The sequence below is a fragment of the Nocardia sp. PLKS1-43 genome (assembly GCF_059510335.1).
Genome location: NZ_JCAJZQ010000038.1, coordinates 1 through 2,377 on the forward strand (window position 1 = coordinate 1; position 2,377 = coordinate 2,377).

The window sequence follows — 2,377 nt, forward strand, 5'->3', positions numbered from 1 at the left end:
CCGTTCGGCGGTGGTGGTGTCGGGTAGTCCGGCAGCGCTGGGAGAATTGTTGGCGGAGTGCGAAAGTCGCGGAATCCGTGCACGTCGCATCGATGTGGATTACGCCTCGCATTCGAGTCGGGTCGAGTCCATCCGGGACGAGCTGATCGAGGTGCTGTCGGAGATCACGCCACGCTCGTCGGAGGTCGAGTTCTTCTCCACGGTGACCGGAAGTATTTGCGATACAGCGGTTCTGGACGGTGAGTACTGGTACCGCAACCTTCGGCAGACGGTGGAGTTCGAGGCCGCGGTGCGGGCGGCGTGCGGACACGGCTATCGGGTGTTCGTCGAGTCGAGTCCGCATCCGGTGTTGATCGGTGGCGTCCAGGACACGGTCGCCGAGAGCGTCGACGACGGTGGCGCCGCGGTCGTTCCGTCGCTGGGGCGTGGCGAGGGCGGGCTCGACCGGTTCCTGATCTCCGCCGCCCAGGCCTACGTGCGTGGTGTGGCGGTGGATTGGAATGCGGTATTCGCCGGGTCCGCGCCGCGCCGAGTCCCCTTGCCGTCGTATGCCTTTCAACGGCGACGGTACTGGTTGCCCGGTGGCGGCGCCGGATCGGTGCTACCGGGTGCGATCGATCGGTCCGATTCCGCGCTCACCGGGCCCGGAGCGGACAACCTGTTCGAGCTGGAATGGTCACCGGCCCACCCGGTGCCGGACCGTTCCGCGGAATTGGCGGTGCGGGCCTGGGATGCCGGGGCCGCCCAGGACGGGGCCCGGCCTGATGCGCTGGTGCTGGACGTGCGTGGCTCGGGCGGCGACGTGGTGCCCGATGTCTACGACGCGGTTCACCGCGTACTCGGAGTAGTGCAATCGGCGCTGGCGCAGGAGCTTTCGTGCCCGTTGGTAGTCGTGACGCACGGAGCGATCGGTTTGCCCGGTGCGGACGTCACCGATCTGGCCGGGGCGGCGGTATGGGGTCTGATCCGGGCGGCGCAGGCGGAACACCCCGGCCGAATCATTCTGGCGGACACCGACTCCGAAATCGATGCGGCCGCGATCCTGGCGGCAGCGGAACCACAGGTCATGCTCCGCTCCGGAATCGCCCACAAGGCGCGCCTGGCCCCGGTGCTCGACCAAATCAGCGCGACGGCACCGAAATTCGACCCAGCGGGCACCGTACTGATCACCGGCGGCACGGGTATGGCCGGTGCCGTGCTGGCACGGCATCTGGTGGCCGGGCACGGCGCGCGGAATCTGCTGCTCGTGAGCCGCCGCGGCGCGGACGCCGACGGCGCGCCCGAACTCGTCGCGGAGTTGACCGCCGCGGGTGCGCGGGTGCGGGTGGCGGCGTGCGACGTGGCCGATCGGGACGCGTTGGCGCGCTTGCTGGCCGACGTGCCCGTACAGGCGCCCTTGACCGCGGTGATCCACGCTGCCGGTGTACTCGACGATGCGGTGATCGGTTCGCTGACCGCCGAACGTACCGATCCGGTCCTGCGCGCGAAGGTCGACGGCGCTTGGCATCTGCACGAGTTGACCCGCGACATGAATCTCCCGGTGTTCGTGCTGTTCTCATCTCTGGCGGGCACAGTCGGCTCGCCGGGCCAGGGCAATTACGCCGCCGCGAACGCGTTTCTGGACGGCCTGGCGGCCCACCGCCGAGCACAGGGCTCGCCGGCGTTGTCGCTGGCGTGGGGCCTGTGGGCTCAGGCGAGCGGCATGACCGGCCGACTCCGCGCCGAGGACCGGGCCCGGATGAGCCGCAGCGGGCTGGTGCCGATGTCGTCGCGGGAAGCGGTCGAATTGTTCGACGCCGCAATGACTATCGATCGAGCGTGTCTGGCACCGGCGCACCTCGATGTCGCCGGGATCCGTGCCCAGGCCGGCGCGGGTGTCCTCGCGCCGTCGTTCGCGGATCTGATCCGCGAGCCGTCGCAGCGCTCGGCCGACGACGCGGACTCGGTGCTCGTGCGGCGTTTGCGCGAATCGGCCGAGGACGAGCAGCATGCCGTGTTGCTGCGGACGATCAGGTCGCACACCGCCGTCGTCCTCGGTCACGACGGCCCGGACGATATCGACCCGGATACCGCCTTCCAGGACTTGGGGTTCCGATCACTGACGGCGGTCGAATTCGGCAACCGGCTCGCGGCCGCGACCGGGCTGGCCTTGTCTTCCACGCTCATCTTCGACTATCCGACTCCCGCCGCGCTCGCCCGGCACCTGCGGGCGGAGATCATGGGAGTGCGGGATCAGGAGCGGCGAGACGCGCCGCCTGGTCCGGTCGTGGACGAGCCGATCGCCATCGTGGGTTCGGGATGCCGGTTTCCGGGCGGTGTCGAGTCCCCGGACGACTTGTGGGAGTTGGTGTTCGGCGGCGGCGAAGTGGTGTCCGGA

Annotated in this window: 1 protein-coding gene; it reads left to right on the plus strand. The window is 69.5% G+C overall.

What is annotated here, in order from left to right; all coding sequences use genetic code 11:
- Positions 1-2,377, plus strand: a 2,377-nt coding sequence (locus AC5WS7_RS40530) for an SDR family NAD(P)-dependent oxidoreductase (RefSeq protein WP_495959975.1), incomplete at both ends; no start/stop codon positions are given.